Raw genomic sequence first — 17,095 nt, 5'->3', positions numbered from 1 at the left:
GATCGCGCCCATTGCCATGGAAGAAGGCCTGCGCTTTGCCATCCGCGAAGGCGGCCGCACCGTTGGCGCCGGCGTCGTGTCCAAGATCATCGAGTAAGGAGCCGCGTTCTAGGGGCATAGCTCAATTGGCAGAGCGTCGGTCTCCAAAACCGAAGGTTGGGGGTTCGATTCCCTCTGCCCCTGCCAGATCTTCGAGGTGAATACACAAGATCGCCAAGACCGGTCTGGTCGTCCAGCAGCCCGCAGGCGGGGCCCAAAATGGCCCGATGAGCCCGGCGGGCTTTGCTGCTGATAGGCGGTCGGCCCGCTGAGTGGGGCGGCCGCGTTGTAGACAAGACAAATGACCCAAGCTCAAGTCGAAACCGTCTCCACCGGGGCTGACAAAGCCAAACTGGCTGCGGCAGCCCTGCTGACGCTGGGCGCCGTGGCAGCCTATTACCTGCTGGGCCAGCATGACACCTGGGTGCGCGTGCTCGCGCTGCTGGGGCTGTTGCTGGTGGCCGTCGTGGTGTTCTTCGCGTCCGAGCCGGGCAAACAGCTCATCGGCTTTGGCCGAGAGTCCGTGCGTGAAGTGCGCAAAGTCGTCTGGCCCAGTCGCAAAGAGGCGCTGCAGATGACCGGCTACGTCTTCGCCTTCGTGGTGGTGATGGCGCTGTTCCTGTGGGTGACCGACAAGACGCTGGAGTGGGTCCTGTACGACCTGATCCTGGGCTGGAGGGGTTGAGGTGACTGACGTGACGAGTACCGCAAGCGAAGGCCCGGTCAAGCGCTGGTATGTGGTCCATGCCTATTCGGGCATGGAAAAGGCTGTCGAGCGCAACCTGCGTGAGCGCATCGAGCGCGCCGGCATGCAACACAAGTTTGGTCGCATCCTGGTGCCCACCGAGGAAGTGGTCGAGGTCAAGAACGGCAAGAAGGCCGTGACCGAGCGCCGCTTCTTCCCCGGCTATGTGCTGGTGGAGATGGTGATGGACGACGACACCTGGCACCTGGTCAAACACACCTCCAAGGTGACTGGTTTCGTCGGGGGCGCCAAGAACCGCCCCGTGCCCATCTCGGAAGACGAGGTCATGAAGATCGTCAACCAGATGCAAGAGGGCTTCGAGAAGCCGCGGCCCAAGGTCGAGTGGGAAGTCGGCGAGATCGTGCGCGTCAAAGAAGGCCCCTTCACCGACTTCAACGGCGCGATCGAAGAGGTCAACTATGACAAGTCCAAGGTGCGCGTGTCGGTCACCATCTTTGGTCGTGCGACGCCGGTCGAACTCGATTTCCATCAGGTGGAAAAGGTTTGAGGCTTGGTGGGGGCCGGCTGCGCCATGAAGCAGCAAACCCGACCCGTTGCTGACGGTGACGTGACACCGTGACGAGGAGCCAGGGCGCAGCGCCGTGAGCGACCGCCCCTGGCGTTTGCACTCAACGCCGTTTGCGTGGCCGCAAGCGGTGTGAATGGAGAGATCATGGCCAAGAAGATTGTCGGCTTCATCAAGCTGCAAATTCCGGCGGGCAAGGCCAATCCTTCGCCCCCGGTGGGTCCGGCGCTCGGTCAGCGCGGCCTGAACATCATGGAGTTCTGCAAGGCGTTCAACGCCCAGACCCAGGGCATGGAGCCCGGTCTGATGCTGCCGGTGGTGATCACCGCATTTGCGGACAAATCCTTCACCTTCGTCATCAAGACCCCGCCGGCGACCGTGCTGATCAAGAAGGCGCTCAAGCTGGACAAGGGTTCTAGCCGTCCGCATGTCGAGAAGGTGGGCAAGATCACCCGCGCCCAGCTCGAGGAGATCGCCAAGACCAAGCTGAAGGACCTGACGGCGGCGGACCTCGAGGCCGCGGTCAAGACCATTGCTGGTTCGGCCCGTTCCATGGGCGTGACGGTGGAAGGAGTCTGAACATGGCCAAGCTCACGAAGCGTCAAAAGGCCCTGCAGGGCAAAGTTGACAGCTCCAAGCTGTATCCGATCGACGAGGCGCTGCGGATCGTCAAGGAGTGCGCCACCGCCAAGTTCGACGAATCCATCGACGTGGCCGTGCAACTGGGTGTGGATGCCAAGAAGTCCGACCAGGTGGTGCGTGGCGCCGTCGTGCTGCCCAATGGCACCGGCAAGACCAAGCGCGTGGCCGTCTTCGCACAAGGGGCCAAGGCCGAAGAGGCCAAGGCTGCCGGGGCCGACGTGGTCGGCATGGAAGACCTGGCCGAACAGATCAAGGCCGGCAACATCAACTTCGATGTCGTGATTGCCTCGCCGGACGCGATGCGGGTGGTCGGTACCCTGGGTCAAATCCTGGGTCCGCGCGGCCTGATGCCCAACCCGAAGGTGGGCACCGTGACGCCCGACGTGGCCACCGCGGTGAAGAACGCCAAGGCCGGTCAGGTGCAATTCCGCGTCGACAAGGCTGGCATCGTGCACGGCACGATTGGGCGTCGCTCGTTCGACACCGACAAGCTCAAGGACAACCTGGCCGCGTTGCTGGAGGCCCTGAACAAGGCCAAGCCGGCGTCCAGCAAAGGCGTCTACCTGCGCAAAGTGGCGGTGTCTTCGACGATGGGCGTGGGCGTGCGCGTGGATGCTTCGTCGATTCCCACGGCGTCGAATGCGTGAGGTGTGAATGAGGGTGCTGTGTCTGAGGTCAGGCGCAGCACCGACACATTGGTGGGCTGCCCGCGTCGTTGAACGGGGGTGGGCTATCAAAGACCGTTGGTGCAGCCCGCGAGGGCCGCTTAATCGAGGCCAGGGCCGATGAAGGCCGCAGCCGAAGCCAACGCAGATGGCGGTCCCGCTGAACGGATGTGGGACGGGTTCGCAAGAAGCCGTCCGGTTTCCTGAATGCAGGTCGCTTGAACCCGGGTACATCCGTGGCAACACGGATGCGTGAAGTGAGGAGCAGACCTTGAGTCTCAATCGCAACGAGAAAGCAACCGTCGTGGCGGAAGTGGCGGCCCAAGCGGCCAAGTCACAGACGCTGGCGCTGGCCGAGTATCGTGGCCTCACCGTCGCCCAGATGAATGCGCTGCGCAAGCAGGCGCGCGAAAAAGGCGTGTACCTTCACGTGCTGAAGAACACCCTTGCGCGCCGGGCCGTGGCTGGCACGTCCTTCGAGGTGATCGGTGACCACATGGTCGGTCCGCTGATTTACGGTTTTTCGGAAGACGCCGTGGCGGCGGCCAAGATCCTGGCCGACTTTGCCAAAGGCAACGACAAGCTGGTCCTGAAGGCCGGTGCGTATAACGGCAAGGCGCTGGACAGCGAGGGTATCAAAGCCCTGGCGGCCATTCCGAGCAAGGAAGTCCTGCTGTCGCAGCTGGCCGGCTTGCTCAAGTCGCCCATCGCGCGCACCGCGCGTGTCCTGGCGGCCCTGGCCGAAAAGCGCAGCGAAGCTGCAGCCGCCTGACGTCCCTCTCTGCAACCTTTTTCAAGATTTAGGAAACCTATCATGGCATTCGACAAAGACGCTTTCCTGGCCGCCCTGGACACCATGTCCGTCATGGAACTCAATGACCTGGTGAAGGCCATCGAAGAGAAGTTTGGTGTGTCCGCTGCCGCCATGGCGGCTCCGGCGGCCGCTGGTGGCGGGGCTGCTGCGGCTGCGGCCGAAGAAAAGACCGAATTCACCGTGGTGCTGGCCGATGCCGGCTCGAACAAGGTGGCGGTCATTAAGGCCGTGCGCGAAATCACCGGCTTGGGCCTGAAGGAAGCCAAGGACCTGGTGGACGGTGCTCCGAAGCCCGTCAAGGAAGGCATTTCCAAGGCCGATGCCGAAGCGGCCAAGAAGAAGCTGGAAGAAGCCGGCGCCAAGGTCGAGCTCAAGTAATCGGGCGCGACCGCAGGGGCTGGGTGCTGGCAAGGCCCCCAGCCTTTGCGCTTTCCGGGGAAGGCCCCGGAGAGCACCTGCAAAGGGGTCGAACGGCCAAGAGGCCGGCCCCTTTCCAAGTGTTCTCTGATCCGACTGCAGGAGCACGGCTTTGGTCGAGCCTCGGTGCAATGCCGGGGTTGTCCGCCAGCGGCTGGTAGTGGCCAGCCACCAAGCTTCAGACGCAAGGTCTGAAAAGCCAGTCGCCGAACGAAACGCCGTCTACGGCCGGACGGTAGTCTTCGACACGGAGTGTTTATGGCGCAAGCAAAATCCTACAGCTACACCGAGCGCAAGCGCATTCGCAAAAGCTTCGGCAAACGCGAAAGCGTGCTCGATGTCCCTTACCTCCTCAAGATGCAGAAGGACTCCTACGTGGCCTTCTTGCAAAAGGACGTTCCGCCTGCGCAGCGCAAGCCCGAGGGGCTGCAGGCGGCTTTCCTGTCCACGTTCCCGATCGTGTCGCACAACGGGTTCGTGGAGATGAAGTTCATCGAGTACAACATCGCCAAGCCTCCGTTCGACGTGCGTGAATGCCAGCAGCGGGGACTGACCTACGCGGCGGCCGTGCGCGCGAAGTTGCAGATGATCATCTACGACCGCGAGAGCCCGCAGGCCAAGACGGTCAAGGAGATCAAGGAGCAAGAGGTCTACATGGGCGAAGTGCCGCTCATGACGGACTATGGCTCCTTCATCGTCAACGGCACCGAGCGCGTGATCGTCTCCCAGCTGCACCGCTCGCCGGGCGTGTTCTTCGAGCACGACAAGGGCAAGACGCACAGCTCGGGCAAGCTGCTGTTTTCCGCGCGCATCATTCCCTACCGAGGCTCCTGGCTGGACTTCGAGTTCGACCCGAAGGACATCCTGTACTTCCGTGTCGACCGTCGCCGCAAGATGCCGGTCACCATCCTGCTCAAGGCCATTGGCTTGACGCCCGAGCAGATCCTGGCGCACTTCTTCGTGTTCGACAACTTCCGTCTGATGGAGTCGGGCGCGCAGATGGAATTCGTGGCCGAGCGCCTCAAGGGTGAGGTGGCGCGCTTCGACATCACCGACAAGGCGGGCAATGTCATCGTCGAGAAGGACAAGCGCATCACGGCGCGTCACACCCGGCTGCTGGAGCAATCGGGCACGCAGTTCATCACCGTGCCCGAGGACTTCCTCATCGGTCGCGTGCTGGCCAAGAACCAGATCGACCCCGAAACGGGCGAGATCATCGCCAAGGCCAACGACGAACTGACCGAAACGCTGCTGAAGAAGCTGCGTGCTGCAGGCATCAAGGACATCCAATGCCTGTACACCAATGAGCTGGACCAAGGGCCCTACATCAGCCAGACCCTGGCCATCGATGAAACCGCTGACGAGCTGGCCGCGCGGGTGGCGATCTATCGCATGATGCGCCCTGGCGAGCCGCCGACGGAAGACGCCGTCCAGGCCCTGTTCAACCGCCTGTTCTACAACCCCGACACCTACGACCTGTCGCGCGTGGGCCGCATGAAGTTCAACGCCCGCGTGGGCCGCGACTCGCCCGAAGGTTCGATGACGCTGTCCAACGAGGACATCCTCGACGTGGTGAAGATCCTGGTGGATCTGCGCAACGGCCGCGGCGAAGTCGACGACATCGACCACCTGGGCAACCGCCGTGTGCGCTGCGTGGGTGAGTTGGCCGAGAACCAGTTCCGCTCCGGCTTGGCTCGCATCGAAAAGGCGGTCAAAGAGCGTCTGGGTCAAGCCGAGACCGAATCCTTGATGCCGCATGACCTGATCAACTCCAAGCCGATCTCCGCGGCGCTGAAGGAGTTCTTCGGGGCCAGCCAGCTCAGCCAGTTCATGGACCAGACCAACCCGCTGTCCGAGATCACGCACAAGCGTCGGGTCTCGGCGCTGGGTCCGGGCGGGTTGACCCGCGAGCGAGCCGGCTTCGAGGTGCGCGACGTGCATCCGACGCACTATGGCCGCGTCTGCCCGATCGAAACGCCCGAAGGCCCGAACATCGGCCTGATCAACTCGCTGGCGCTGTACGCTCGGCTGAACGAGTACGGCTTCCTGGAGACGCCGTATCGGCGTGTCGTCGATGGCAAGGTCACCAACGAGATCGAATACCTGTCGGCCATTCAGGAAGGCAAGTACGTCATTGCCCAGGCCAACGCCACCTTGGACAAGGATGGCCGGCTGATCGACGAGCTGGTCAGCGCGCGTGAAAAGGGTGAATCGGTGCTGGTCAGCCCCGAGCGTGTCCAGTACATGGACGTGGCCCCGGCGCAGATCGTCTCAGTGGCGGCTTCGCTGGTGCCTTTCCTGGAGCACGACGACGCCAACCGTGCGCTGATGGGCGCCAACATGCAGCGTCAAGCCGTGCCGGTGCTGCGTCCCGAAAAAGCCTTCGTGGGCACCGGGGTCGAGCGGGTCGCTGCCAAGGACTCCGGCACGGTGGTGGCTGCCCGCCGCGGTGGCGTGGTCGATTATGTCGACACCAACCGCATCGTGATCCGCGTCAATGACGAGGAGACGGTTGCGGGCGAAGTGGGTGTGGACATCTACAACCTCATCAAGTACCAGCGTTCCAACCAGAACACCAACATCCATCAGCGCCCCATCGTGCGTCGCGGCGATCGGGTGCAAGCCGGCGACATCATTGCCGATGGCGCCTCCACCGACCTCGGCGAACTGGCCCTGGGCCAAAACATGCTCGTGGCCTTCATGCCGTGGAACGGCTACAACTTCGAGGACTCCATCCTCATCAGCGAGCGTGTCGTGGCCGATGATCGCTACACCTCGATCCACATCGAGGAACTGGTGGTCATGGCCCGCGACACCAAGCTCGGTCCCGAGGAAATCACGCGGGACATTCCCAATTTGTCCGAGCACCAGCTCTCACGCCTGGACGAATCCGGCATCGTCTACATCGGCGCCGAAGTGCAAGCCGGCGATGTGCTGGTTGGCAAGGTCACGCCCAAGGGCGAGACCACGCTGACGCCGGAGGAAAAGCTGCTGCGCGCGATCTTCGGTGAGAAAGCCTCCGACGTGAAGGACACCTCGCTGCGCGTGGACCAGGGCACCTCCGGCACCGTAATCGACGTGCAGGTCTTCACCCGCGAGGGCATCCAACGCGACAAGCGGGCGCAGCAGATCATCGACGACGAACTCAAGCGCTTCCGCCTGGACCTCAACGACCAGCTGCGCATCGTCGAGGCCGACGCCTTCGACCGCATCGAGAAGCTGCTGGTGGGCCGCGTGGCCAACGGTGGTCCGAAGAAGCTGGCCAAGGGCACGACGATCACCAAGGAGTACCTCGCCGAGGTCGAGAAGTACCATTGGTTCGACATTCGTCCGGCCGAAGAAGACGTGGCCAACCAGCTCGAGTCGATCAAGAACTCGCTCGAACAAACCCGCCACAGCTTCGACCTGGCCTTCGAAGAAAAGCGCAAGAAGCTCACGCAGGGCGACGAGCTGCCGGCCGGCGTGCTCAAGATGGTCAAGGTGTATCTGGCCGTCAAGCGTCGGCTGCAGCCTGGCGACAAGATGGCCGGCCGTCACGGGAACAAAGGTGTGGTCTCCAAGATCGTCCCGGTCGAAGACATGCCGTACATGGCCGATGGCACGCCGGTGGACATCGTGCTCAACCCGCTGGGGGTGCCCTCGCGCATGAACGTGGGGCAGGTGCTCGAAGTTCACCTGGGCTGGGCCGCCAAAGGCATTGGTCAGCGCATCGGTGACATGTTGCAGCGCGAAGCCCGTGTGGCCGAGCTGCGGCAGTTCCTCGACGAGCTGTACAACAAGTCGGGCGGGCGCACCGAGGATCTGAGCCAACTGAGCGACGAGGAGCTCCTCGAGATGGCGCGCAACCTGTCTCAAGGCGTGCCGTTTGCGACGCCTGTCTTCGACGGCGCGACCGAAGACGAGATCCGTGCCATGCTGCAGCTGGCCTATCCGGACGACATTGCCGCCAAGAAGGGGCTGACGGCCGCGCGCACGCAGGCCACCCTCTATGACGGCCGCACCGGCGACGCCTTCGAGCGTCCGGTCACCGTGGGCTACATGCACGTGCTCAAGCTGCACCACCTGGTGGACGACAAGATGCACGCCCGCTCCACCGGCCCGTACAGCCTGGTCACTCAGCAGCCGCTGGGTGGTAAGGCGCAGTTCGGCGGCCAGCGCTTCGGTGAGATGGAAGTCTGGGCTTTGGAAGCCTACGGTGCGTCTTACGTGCTGCAGGAGATGCTGACCGTCAAGTCCGACGACGTGAACGGCCGCACCAAGGTCTACGAAAACATCGTCAAGGGTGAACACGCGATCGACGCCGGCATGCCCGAGTCCTTCAACGTGCTCGTCAAGGAAATTCGTTCGCTGGGTATCGATATCGAGCTCGAGCGCAACTAAAGAAGGAATAGGAGAACCTCATGAAAGGTTTGCTGGACCTGTTCAAGCAGTTCACGCCCGACGAACACTTCGATGCGATTCGCATCGGGTTGGCCTCGCCCGAGAAGATCCGCTCGTGGTCCTTCGGTGAAGTGAAGAAGCCCGAGACCATCAACTACCGCACCTTCAAGCCCGAGCGTGACGGCCTGTTCTGCGCCAAGATCTTCGGCCCGATCAAGGACTATGAGTGCTTGTGCGGCAAGTACAAGCGCTTGAAGCACCGCGGTGTGATCTGCGAGAAGTGCGGTGTCGAAGTGACCCAGACCAAGGTGCGCCGCGAGCGCATGGGCCACATCGAGCTGGCCGCCCCCTGCGCGCACATCTGGTTCCTCAAGAGCCTGCCGTCGCGGCTGGGCTTGGTGCTGGACATGACGCTGCGCGACATCGAGCGCGTGCTGTACTTCGAAGCCTATGTGGTGGTCGACCCCGGCATGACGCCGCTGAAGAAGTACAGCATCATGTCCGAGGACGATTACGAGGCCAAGCGCAAGGAGTACGGCGACGAATTCGTCGCGATGATGGGCGCCGAGGGCATCAAGAAGCTGCTCGAGGACATGGACCTGGATGTCGAGATCGAAAAGATCCGCAACGACATGACGGGCTCCGAGCTCAAGATCAAGAAGAACGCCAAGCGCCTGAAGGTGCTTGAAGCGTTCAAGAAGTCGGGCATCAAGCCGCAATGGATGATCATGGAGGTGCTGCCGGTGCTGCCGCCGGACCTGCGACCCTTGGTCCCGCTCGATGGCGGCCGCTTCGCGACCTCGGACCTCAACGACCTGTACCGCCGCGTCATCAACCGCAACAACCGCCTGGCGCGCCTGCTCGAACTCAAGGCGCCCGAGATCATCGTGCGCAACGAAAAGCGCATGCTGCAAGAGGCGGTGGATTCCTTGCTGGACAACGGTCGCCGCGGCAAGGCCATGACCGGCGCGAACAAGCGTGCGCTGAAGTCGCTGGCCGACATGATCAAGGGCAAGGGGGGACGCTTCCGGCAGAACCTGCTGGGCAAGCGCGTCGACTACTCTGGCCGCTCGGTGATCACCGTGGGTCCCACGCTCAAGCTGCATCAGTGCGGCTTGCCCAAGCTGATGGCCCTGGAGCTGTTCAAGCCTTTCATCTTTAGCAAGCTGGAGGCGATGGGCATTGCCTCCACGATCAAGGCTGCCAAGAAGGAAGTCGAGGCCGGCACGCCGGTGGTGTGGGACATTCTCGAGGAGGTCATCAAAGAGCATCCCGTCCTGCTCAACCGTGCTCCCACGCTGCACCGTTTGGGGATCCAGGCCTTCGAGCCGGTGCTGATCGAGGGCAAGGCGATCCAGCTGCACCCGCTGGTGTGTGCGGCCTTCAACGCCGACTTCGACGGCGACCAGATGGCCGTGCACGTGCCGTTGTCCATCGAGGCGCAGATGGAGGCTCGCGTGTTGATGCTGGCCTCCAACAACGTGCTGTTCCCGGCCAACGGCGAGCCGTCCATCGTGCCGTCTCAGGACGTGGTGCTCGGGCTGTATTACGCCACTCGTGAGCGCATCAATGGCAAGGGCGAGGGCATGGTGTTCAGCGACGTGTCCGAGGTGCAGCGCGCACTGGACAACGGTGCGGTGGAGCTGACCGCCCGCATCAGCGTGCGCCTGACCGACTACGTCAAAGACCCGGCCACTGGTGAGATGGTGCCCGAGACCAAGCTCGTGGAAACCACGGTGGGTCGTGCGCTGCTGTCGGAGATCCTGCCCAAGGGGCTGCCGTTCTCCACCATCAACAAGGCGCTGAAGAAGAAAGAAATCTCCAAGCTGATCAACGCCTCCTTCCGCCGCTGCGGCTTGAAGGAGACGGTGGTCTTTGCCGACAAGCTGCTGCAGGCGGGCTTCCGGCTGGCTACGCGCGCGGGCATCTCGATCGCCATCGACGACATGCTCGTGCCCAAGGAGAAGCAAGCCCTGATCGAGCGTGCCGAGAAGGAAGTCAAGGAGATCGAGCAGCAGTACATCTCCGGTCTGGTGACCGCCGGCGAGCGTTACAACAAGGTGGTGGACATTTGGGGCAAGACCGGCGACGAGGTCGGCAAGGTCATGATGGCCCAGCTCTCCAAGGAGAAGGTCGTCGATCGCCACGGCAATGTCGTGGAGCAGGAGTCCTTCAACTCCATCTACATGATGGCCGACTCCGGCGCTCGCGGCTCGGCGGCTCAGATCCGACAATTGGCGGGCATGCGCGGCCTGATGGCCAAGCCCGATGGCTCCATCATCGAGACGCCCATCACGGCCAACTTCCGTGAAGGGCTCAACGTGCTGCAGTACTTCAACTCCACGCACGGCGCCCGCAAAGGCTTGGCCGACACCGCACTCAAGACGGCCAACTCCGGCTATCTGACCCGTCGCCTGGTGGACGTGACCCAAGACCTGGTCGTGACCGAAGAGGACTGCGGCACCACCCATGGCATTGCGATGCGCGCTTTGGTCGAAGGTGGTGAAGTGATCGAGTCGCTGCGCGACCGCATTCTCGGCCGCATTCCGGCGCATGACGTGCTCCATCCCGAGACCCAGGAAGTGTTGGTCAAGGCCGGCGAGATGCTGGACGAAGACGCGATGGACCTGCTCGAAGCCGCGGGCGTCGACGAGGTCAAGGTGCGGACGCCGCTGACCTGCAACACGCGCTACGGCTTGTGCGCGAAGTGCTACGGCCGCGACCTGGGCCGCGGCGGATTGGTCAACGTCGGCGAAGCCGTGGGCGTGATCGCTGCGCAGTCCATCGGCGAGCCCGGCACCCAGCTGACGATGCGCACCTTCCACATCGGTGGGGCGGCTACCCGTGCGGCCGTGGCTTCCAGCGTGGAGGCCAAGTCCGACGGTATCGTCGGCTTCAACGCGACCATGCGCTACGTGACCAACAGCAAGGGCGAACTGGTGGTGATCGCGCGTTCGGGCGAGATCGTCATCTCCGACCCGCATGGGCGTGAACGTGAGCGCCACAAGGTGCCCTATGGGGCCACCTTGCATGTCAAGGCCGACCAAGCCATCAAAGCGGGCACCGTGCTGGCCAACTGGGATCCGCTGACCCGTCCGATCATCACCGAGTTTGCCGGCCGGGTGAAGTTCGAGAACCTCGAAGAAGGCGTGACCGTGGCCAAGCAGGTCGATGAGGTCACTGGCTTGTCCACACTCGTCGTGATCGACCCGAAACGCCGGGGTGCCGCCAAGGTGGTGCGCCCGCAAGTCAAGCTGGTCGACGCCAACGGCAACGAAGTGAAGATCCCCGGGACCGATCACTCGGTGACCATCGGCTTCCCGGTGGGGGCATTGATCCAGGTGCGCGATGGCCAGGAACTTGCCCCCGGTGAGGTGCTGGCGCGCATTCCGGTGGAAGGCCAGAAGACCCGCGATATCACCGGCGGTCTGCCGCGCGTGGCCGAACTGTTCGAAGCCCGCTCGCCCAAAGACAAGGGCACACTGGCCGAAGTCACCGGCACGGTGTCCTTCGGCAAGGAGACCAAAGGCAAGGTGCGTCTGCAGATCACCGACCCGGACGGCAACGTCTGGGAAGAACTCGTGCCCAAGGAGAAGAACATCCTCGTGCACGAAGGTCAAGTGGTCAACCGTGGCGAACTCATCGTCGATGGCGCGGCCGACCCGCAAGACATCCTGCGCCTGTTGGGCATCGAGGAGCTGGCTCGCTACATCGTCGACGAAGTGCAGGACGTCTACCGCCTGCAGGGCGTGAAGATCAACGACAAGCACATCGAGGTGATCGTTCGCCAGATGCTGCGTCGTGTGCAGATCGTCAATCCGGGCGACAGCCACTACATCGCCGGCGAGCAAGTCGAGCGCTCCGAGCTGCTCGACACCAACGACAAGCTCGTGGCCGAAGGCAAGATGCCTGCGACCTACAGCGACGTGCTGCTGGGCATCACCAAGGCCTCGCTGTCGACGGACTCCTTCATCTCGGCCGCGTCCTTCCAGGAAACCACCCGCGTGCTCACCGAGGCGGCCATCATGGGCAAGCGCGACGAGCTGCGCGGTCTGAAGGAAAACGTCATCGTCGGTCGCCTGATTCCCGCCGGCACCGGCCTGGCTTACCACCAGGCCCGCAAGGCCAAGGAGGAGATGGACGAGCAAGAACGTCGAGCCATTGCCATGCAGGAAGCCCAGGAAATGGCGGCCCTGCAATTGGCTCGGATCGATGCAGACGGCGAGGAAGGCACGCCACAGGAATGACCCCGTCCAGGGTCGTTGCCTCACCCAGGCGGCTTCGGCCGCCTTTTTTCATGCCCGCTCGGCACCGGCTTGTACCCCCGTCGTCACCACGGCCCACTATCATCGATCGCACGCAGGAGACCATCATGAGACCGCTGTGCCTAGCCCTGATCGCCCACGATGGCAAGAAAAACGACATGATCCGCCTGGCCCAGGAGTTCCGCGACTTTCTGGGCCGCTGCCATCTGATTGCCACCGGCACCACCGGATCACGGCTGCAGGCGCAGGTGGGGCTAGACGTGGAGTGTCTGCTCAGCGGCCCGCTGGGGGGCGATCTGCAAATCGGTGCCCGGCTGGCGGTGGAGGCGGTCGATGCGGTCATCTTCTTGCGCGACCCGATGACCCCCCAACCCCACGAACCGGACATCAACGCCTTGGTGCGTGCTTGCGACGTGCACGACGTGCCCTGCGCCACCAACATGGCCAGCGCCCGCCTGATGCTGCGTCAATTGGCGGCGCAGGCGTCCTGAGCCGTGGCCTCCAGCCGCCAGCCGCCTGGCGACGATACCTGCACTCCCAGACGCGCCGCGCGCCGGGCCAGCGCCAGCAAAGCCCGGTCCTTGCTCAGCAACCAACGTGCGCCTTCGGCCACGGCCAGATCGATGAAGACCTGATCGTCGGGGTCGGCGCAGCGCAGCGCGCAGGGTGGGGGTTCCGGCCGCAGCCGGGCGTATCGATCCCAGGCGTCCGCGGCCGAAGGCACCAGGCCGCGGCGGCGTACCGCCTCATAAGTCAGTACCCGCTGCCATTCCGTGCGCATCCTGTCCGTCACCACCCATTCCACGGCCCCGCGGGCAATGGCCGCGCTCCAGGTGCGGGCGAGCGGGTCGTCGAACACCAACCAGTCGAGCAGCACATTGGTGTCGAGCACGATGCGCAAGGGAGTCGTCACGGGCGAGGGTCCAACGGCGGGGTCCGTGGGAGCATACCCTGACAGAGCCAAGGCTGTCCCACCATGGCTTGCATGGCCAACGGGCTTGAGCCTACAATAACAGGCTTTTCGGCAGATTCTGCTGCGCTCTTTGCTGGGCGGCTTTGGCGGAACCCTGGGTGGCTTGCGTGCTCACTTGGCCTTCGGAGGCATTCCGGGGTGGGTGAGGCGGCGAGCCTGGGGGCGACCACCGGCCATGCTTGTTCAGGGGGGTTCGGCACTCCTGTCGGAATCCATCCGAAACGTAACTTCAAACGGGAACAAGTTACTATGCCCACCATCAACCAGCTCGTGCGCCACGGCCGCAAGGCCAGCGTCACGAAGTCCAAGTCGCCTGCGCTGGAAAACTGCCCGCAGCGACGTGGCGTGTGCACTCGCGTGTACACCACCACTCCCAAAAAGCCGAACTCTGCGCTGCGCAAGGTCGCCAAGGTTCGCCTGACGAACGGCTTTGAAGTCATTTCCTACATTGGCGGTGAGGGCCATAACCTGCAAGAGCACAGCGTGGTGCTCGTGCGTGGCGGCCGCGTGAAGGATTTGCCGGGGGTGCGCTATCACATCGTGCGTGGTTCGCTCGATCTGCAGGGCGTCAAGGATCGTAAGCAGGCGCGTTCCAAGTACGGTGCCAAGCGTCCGAAGAAAGCTTGATCAAAGAGTTGTCGTGGTCGGGCCGTCAGGTCGGGCCGAGATTGTTGCGGCAAGCTGCGGTTTGCCGAGTAAGTGGGTGCCTAGGATGGGTGCCTTCGGTGCGGGCAACGCTCCGCGCCAGCTGAAGCAGAAAAGGAAGTCATCATGCCTCGTCGTCGCGAAGTCCCCAAGCGCGAAGTCCTGCCTGATCCCAAGTTCGGCAGTGTCGATCTGTCCAAGTTCATGAATGTCATCATGGAGTCGGGCAAGAAGGCCGTGGCCGAACGCATCATCTATGGTGCGCTCGAGCAAGTCGAGAAGAAGTCCGGCAAGGACCCGCTGGAGGTGTTCATGACCGCGCTGAACAACGTCAAGCCCGTGGTCGAGGTCAAGTCTCGTCGGGTCGGCGGTGCGAACTACCAGGTTCCCGTGGAAGTTCGTCCCGTGCGCCGGATGGCCTTGGCCATGCGCTGGATCAAGGAGTCGGCTCGCAAGCGCAGCGAAAAGTCCATGGCTCAGCGTCTGGCCAACGAGCTGCTCGAGGCGGCCGAAGGCCGTGGCGGTGCCATGAAGAAGCGTGACGAGGTTCACCGCATGGCCGAAGCCAACAAGGCCTTCTCGCACTTCCGCTTCTAAGAAACCGCCAACCTGCCAGCGGCTGCCCCGGCTGTCCACGAGACGCGCGGGGCGGCCTTTGTATTTGGAGTGACATCATGCCCCGCAAGACCCCGATCGAGCGCTACCGGAACATCGGTATCTCAGCGCACATCGACGCCGGTAAAACCACCACCACCGAGCGCATCCTGTACTACACGGGTGTGAATCACAAGATCGGTGAGGTGCACGACGGCGCCGCCACCATGGACTGGATGGAGCAAGAGCAGGAGCGGGGAATCACCATCACCTCCGCGGCCACCACCTGTTTTTGGCGTGGCATGGATTTGTCCTTCCCCGAGCACCGCTTCAACATCATCGACACCCCGGGCCACGTGGACTTCACCATCGAGGTGGAGCGTTCGATGCGCGTGCTCGACGGCGCCTGCATGGTGTACTGCGCCGTGGGTGGCGTGCAGCCGCAGTCGGAAACCGTCTGGCGACAGGCCAACAAGTACAAGGTGCCTCGCCTGGCGTTCGTCAACAAGATGGACCGCACTGGCGCGAACTTCTTCAAGGTCTATGAACAAATGAAGACGCGCCTGAAGGCCAATCCCGTGCCCATCGTCGTGCCCATCGGCGCCGAGGAGAACTTCAAGGGCGTGGTGGACCTGTTCAAGATGAAGGCCATCATCTGGGACGATGCGACCCAGGGCATGAAGTTCACCTACGAAGACATCCCGGCCGATCTGGTGGAGACCTGCCAGAAATGGCGTGAAAACATGATCGAGGCGGCGGCCGAGGCCAGCGAAGAGCTGATGAACAAATACCTCGAGACCGGTGAGCTCAGCGAAGCCGAGATCAAGCAAGGCTTGCGTCAGCGCACCATCGCCACCGAGATCCAGCCCATGCTGTGTGGCTCGGCCTTCAAGAACAAAGGCGTGCAGCGCATGCTCGATGCGGTGATCGAGTTCCTGCCCTCGCCGGTGGACATTCCTCCGGTGGTGGGCACGGACGAGCATGACCGTGAAGTCACCCGCAAGGCCGACGACAACGAGAAATTCGCCGCGCTGGCGTTCAAGCTGATGACCGACCCGTATGTCGGTCAGTTGACCTTCGTGCGGGTGTATTCGGGCGTGCTCAAGTCGGGGGACACCGTGTACAACCCTGTCAAGGGCAAGAAGGAGCGCATCGGTCGTATCCTGCAGATGCACGCCAACCAGCGCGAGGAGATCAAGGAGATCTTGGCTGGCGACATCGCTGCCTGCGTGGGCCTGAAGGAAGTGACCACCGGTGAGACCCTGTGCGATCCGGAGGCCATCATCACGCTGGAGAAGATGGTCTTCCCCGAGCCGGTGATCCGGCAGGCGGTGGAGCCCAAGTCCAAAGCCGACCAGGAGAAGATGGGCATCGCCTTGCAGCGTTTGGCCTCCGAGGACCCGTCGTTCCGTGTCTCGACCGATGAAGAGTCCGGCCAGACCATCATCGCCGGCATGGGCGAGCTGCACCTGGAGATCATCGTCGACCGTATGAAGCGCGAGTTTGGCGTCGAGGCCAATGTCGGCAAGCCGCAAGTGGCCTACCGCGAAACCATTCGCAAGGCGGTCTCCGACGTCGAAGGCAAGTTCGTGCGGCAGTCTGGCGGTAAGGGTCAGTACGGCCATGTCGTCTTCACGGTCGAACCCAACGAGCCGGGCAAGGGCTTCGAGTTCATCGATGCCATCAAAGGCGGGGTGGTGCCGCGTGAATACATCCCGGCGGTGCAAAAGGGGGTGGAAGAAGCCCTGACGGCTGGCGTGTTGGCCGGCTACCCGGTGGTGGATGTCAAAGTCACTCTGACCTTCGGCTCGTATCACGAGGTGGACTCCAGCGAAAACGCCTTCAAGATGGCGGCTTCGATCGGCTTCAAAGAGGCTTGCCGCCGGGCCAACCCGGTGATCCTCGAGCCGATGATGGCCGTGGAAGTCGAGACGCCGGAGGAATATGCCGGCAACGTGATGGGCGACTTGTCGTCTCGTCGCGGCATGGTGCAGGGCATGGACGACATGCCTGGCGGTGGCAAGATCATCAAGGCGGAGGTGCCGCTGTCCGAGATGTTCGGCTACTCGACCACGCTGCGCTCGATGTCGCAAGGTCGCGCCACCTACACCATGGAGTTCAAGCATTACGCCGAAGCGCCCAAGAACGTGGCCGACGCCATCATCAGCGCTCGCGCGAAGTAAACCCCAGACGGTCTTCGGCGCCCTGCACGACAGGGTTGGCCTGCTGCCCGTGGCAGGTCAGTGCCGGAGACCTTAAACCGACACGGGCTTTGTTCTTTCGTTGGAGACCGACATGGCAAAAGGCAAGTTTGAGCGGACCAAGCCGCACGTGAACGTGGGGACGATTGGTCACGTGGACCATGGCAAGACGACGCTGACGGCGGCGAT

At 63.0% G+C, this 17,095-nt stretch carries 15 protein-coding genes and 1 tRNA gene; 15 read left to right on the top strand and 1 reads right to left on the bottom strand.

Translation table 11 applies throughout. The features are described 5' to 3' along the window. From F615_RS19760 to F615_RS0115905, 11 genes are all read left to right on the top strand, one after another. On the top strand, window positions 1-97 hold a 97-nt coding region (locus F615_RS19760; RefSeq protein ID WP_019562169.1), incomplete at its 5' end, for an EF-Tu C-terminal domain-related protein. Between the two features lie 13 nt (window positions 98-110). Next, window positions 111-186: transfer RNA gene (locus F615_RS0115950), tRNA-Trp, on the top strand. Between the two features lie 154 nt (window positions 187-340). After that, window positions 341-724 (top strand): preprotein translocase subunit SecE, encoded by a 384-nt coding sequence (gene secE / locus F615_RS0115945; RefSeq protein ID WP_019562168.1) that lies wholly within the window; start codon window positions 341-343, stop codon window positions 722-724. A gap of 10 nt (window positions 725-734) precedes the next feature. Next, window positions 735-1,292 (top strand): transcription termination/antitermination protein NusG, encoded by a 558-nt coding sequence (nusG, locus tag F615_RS0115940; protein WP_019562167.1) that lies wholly within the window; start codon window positions 735-737, stop codon window positions 1,290-1,292. Between the two features lie 165 nt (window positions 1,293-1,457). Continuing rightward, complete coding sequence (gene rplK, locus F615_RS0115935; protein WP_019562166.1) at window positions 1,458-1,889, top strand: 50S ribosomal protein L11; 432 nt, start codon at window positions 1,458-1,460, stop codon at window positions 1,887-1,889. A 2-nt stretch (window positions 1,890-1,891) separates the two neighbouring features. Next, window positions 1,892-2,599, top strand: coding sequence for a 50S ribosomal protein L1 (gene rplA, locus F615_RS0115930; protein WP_019562165.1), 708 nt, complete (start codon window positions 1,892-1,894; stop codon window positions 2,597-2,599). Between the two features lie 289 nt (window positions 2,600-2,888). Further along, window positions 2,889-3,389, top strand: coding sequence for a 50S ribosomal protein L10 (gene rplJ / locus F615_RS0115925; RefSeq protein ID WP_019562164.1), 501 nt, complete (start codon window positions 2,889-2,891; stop codon window positions 3,387-3,389). Between the two features lie 42 nt (window positions 3,390-3,431). Continuing rightward, entirely contained in the window at window positions 3,432-3,809 is a 378-nt protein-coding gene (gene rplL, locus F615_RS0115920) for a 50S ribosomal protein L7/L12 (protein ID WP_019562163.1), read from the top strand. Window positions 3,810-4,106: 297 nt separating this feature from the next. Then, entirely contained in the window at window positions 4,107-8,228 is a 4,122-nt protein-coding gene (gene rpoB, locus F615_RS0115915; protein ID WP_019562162.1) for a DNA-directed RNA polymerase subunit beta, read from the top strand. 20 nt (window positions 8,229-8,248) lie between these two features. Further along, window positions 8,249-12,475, top strand: a complete 4,227-nt coding sequence (rpoC, locus tag F615_RS0115910; protein ID WP_019562161.1) for a DNA-directed RNA polymerase subunit beta' — start codon at window positions 8,249-8,251, stop codon at window positions 12,473-12,475. 125 nt (window positions 12,476-12,600) lie between these two features. After that, a complete protein-coding gene (locus F615_RS0115905) occupies window positions 12,601-12,984 on the top strand; it encodes a methylglyoxal synthase (RefSeq protein ID WP_019562160.1) in 384 nt (127 codons plus the stop codon). Here F615_RS0115905 and F615_RS18875 read toward each other — a convergent pair. Beyond that, the gene (locus F615_RS18875; protein WP_019562159.1) at window positions 12,960-13,406 is read right to left on the bottom strand and encodes a PIN domain-containing protein; all 447 of its coding nucleotides are present in this window, start codon (window positions 13,404-13,406) and stop codon (window positions 12,960-12,962) included. The genes F615_RS0115905 and F615_RS18875 overlap by 25 nt on opposite strands. Before the next feature lie 309 nt (window positions 13,407-13,715). On the opposite strand from F615_RS18875, the gene rpsL reads away from it, so the two are divergent. The 4 genes from rpsL to F615_RS18870 all read left to right on the top strand — a co-directional run. Then, window positions 13,716-14,093 carry a 30S ribosomal protein S12 gene (gene rpsL / locus F615_RS0115895; protein WP_019562158.1) on the top strand — a complete coding sequence of 126 codons (378 nt, stop codon included), beginning with the start codon at window positions 13,716-13,718 and terminating at the stop codon, window positions 14,091-14,093. Window positions 14,094-14,237: 144 nt separating this feature from the next. After that, window positions 14,238-14,708: a 30S ribosomal protein S7 gene (gene rpsG / locus F615_RS0115890; RefSeq protein WP_019562157.1), complete on the top strand. Its 471-nt coding sequence runs from the start codon at window positions 14,238-14,240 to the stop codon at window positions 14,706-14,708. A 77-nt stretch (window positions 14,709-14,785) separates the two neighbouring features. After that, on the top strand, window positions 14,786-16,888 hold the full coding sequence (fusA, locus tag F615_RS0115885; RefSeq protein ID WP_019562156.1) for an elongation factor G: 2,103 nt from the start codon (window positions 14,786-14,788) through the stop codon (window positions 16,886-16,888). Between the two features lie 112 nt (window positions 16,889-17,000). Next, window positions 17,001-17,095, top strand: a 95-nt coding sequence (locus tag F615_RS18870; protein ID WP_005434227.1) for a GTP-binding protein, incomplete at its 3' end; no start/stop codon positions are given.

Origin of the sequence: Caldimonas manganoxidans ATCC BAA-369 (genome assembly GCF_000381125.1) — a bacterium.
Classification (GTDB): Bacteria; Pseudomonadota; Gammaproteobacteria; order Burkholderiales; family Burkholderiaceae_C; genus Caldimonas; species Caldimonas manganoxidans.
Note: the sequence above shows the minus strand (reverse complement) of the source record. Positions and strands in the feature narration are given on the sequence as shown.